General features: G+C 39.6%; 2 protein-coding genes and 1 pseudogene. All 3 read left to right on the forward strand.

Annotated elements, in window-relative coordinates; genetic code table 11:
* Window positions 1-392: ATP-dependent Clp protease ATP-binding subunit (locus MCQ_RS08500; RefSeq protein WP_006924797.1), on the forward strand; the 392-nt coding region annotated here is incomplete at its 5' end.
* An 812-nt stretch (window positions 393-1,204) separates the two neighbouring features.
* Window positions 1,205-1,576, forward strand: coding sequence for a hypothetical protein (locus tag MCQ_RS08505; RefSeq protein ID WP_006924794.1), 372 nt, complete (start codon window positions 1,205-1,207; stop codon window positions 1,574-1,576).
* 6 nt (window positions 1,577-1,582) lie between these two features.
* Window positions 1,583-1,780 (forward strand): annotated as a pseudogene (locus tag MCQ_RS09015) (AAA family ATPase); the annotation flags it as partial.

Raw genomic sequence — 1,780 nt, forward strand, 5'->3', positions numbered from 1 at the left:
AAACAACCGATCAGGCAAAAAATGATGTCATGAATGTTGTGAAAGCAGCTTTCCGTCCTGAATTTTTAAACCGTATTGATGAGATTATTCTCTTTCAGAGATTGCAACGCCACGATATGGAAGCAATCGTCGATATTCAAATCAAACAGTTACAAAATTTACTCAATGAACGCAAAATAACTTTGCAAATCGAACCAGAGGTGCGACAATTCCTCGCAAATAAAGGGTATGATCCTCTCTATGGGGCGCGTCCTCTCAAGCGCATTATTCAAAAAGAAATACAAGATCCAATGGCTGAAGATATCTTGTTTGGAAATATTCCTGATGAAACAACCGTTAAAATTACAAAACAAGGAGATCGTTTGGTGTTTTCGCCCATAACACAAAAATAGGTTGCGAGCTGGAAGAATGATAAGGAGAGCATAAAAAACTTGACAAGGTTAATCTCAACAGATAAAATAGCTACATAATTACAATTGCGCGTTTTTATCAAGCCAGCGAAATTACGTTGGAAAAATCAACAAAAATCAGTAAGAAAAGAAAAAGAAGACTCTTCGTAAGAGAACAGCGCGCCCTCAATAAGCTGCAAATCAGTCGTAAATCAGTCGAGTGATAAGTTGGAGATGAATGCGTAAAGTGTTTATCGTTTATCAGAAAAACGTTTGTCAAAATGTATAAGGTTTGTCACGTATAAGGTTTGTCACAACGTGTCAAATGAGGCGACGGTATCAAATCAGGCGATAACAGTGATGGCGATAACAGTGATAAAGAGCGCGAAAAGTAAGCCAGATAACCAGATAAACAAAACCGATAACCAATAAACAAAAAAGTCAGTCAGAAAATTCAACCGGTATTAAATCCGTAAAGTGGAAATTGAGCTGGTGAAGCCGGTGAAAAATAAAAATAACCTAAACAGAAGTGCGTAGATGAGAGGGAATGTTTCTGATTTAAGATTTTCCAAGTTTGTGTGCTTTTCCTTGTTTGGGTTTTTCGGAATTTCCGATTTTTCCTGAATTTTATTGTCTGTGCAGTGAAAAAGATTTCTAGGGGAGGTGTTTCTCTGGAGAGGGGATGATTGAGGTAATTTCTATTGTGTGCTGCTTTTATGTGGGGGTGCAATGTTGTTAAGCCGTATTGGCTTTTTTCACTTTATTGACTGATTTCTTTCTAAAAAATGATTCTATACTTTATGTGAAAGAAGATAATGGTGACAGAGGAACGTTGCCTTCCCTTACGTCGGAGAGGGCGCTCAAAAGGTGCTTTGAATAAAACAACAAGGCGGTTTAATGAAGCCCTTCTTACAGCTGCTGAACAAGCTGGCTATCACTATGGTGAAGATGGGCTGGTATCCTATCTTCAATATCATGCACTCAATAATCCAGTGCCTTTTTTTTCACTTCTCGCAAAGGTTTTACCTCTGCAACTGACTGGAGAGGGCGGAGAGGCTGTTAAAACTATTTCGCGTGTTGAAATTGTGCCCGTGATTTCAAAGGATATGAAGCCTGAGGGGGATATGAAGCCTGAGGGGAATGTGAAGTCTGAGGGGGATGTGAAACCGCAGGGGAGTGAAGCCTGAGGGCTGTTGTTTGATGAGGGACGATTGATCGATAATCAAGGATATACCGTCGATTTTCGCAATACCCTCCTCATTATGATTTCAAATCTTGGTGCTGAGTTTTTAACCACGCTGCCTGAGGGACAAACAACCGATCAGGCAAAAAATGATGTCATGAATGTTGTGAAAGCAGCTTTCCGTCCTGAATTTTTAAACCGTATTGAT

This window comes from Candidatus Bartonella washoeensis Sb944nv (assembly GCF_000278135.1).
Classification (GTDB): domain Bacteria; phylum Pseudomonadota; class Alphaproteobacteria; order Rhizobiales; family Rhizobiaceae; genus Bartonella; species Bartonella washoeensis.

Bases quoted from the DNA above. Each gene is read 5' to 3' on its own strand.
- MCQ_RS08505 (WP_006924794.1), top strand. From the start codon at position 1,205: ATGGTGACAGAGGAACGTTGCCTTCCCTTACGTCGGAGAGGGCGCTCA.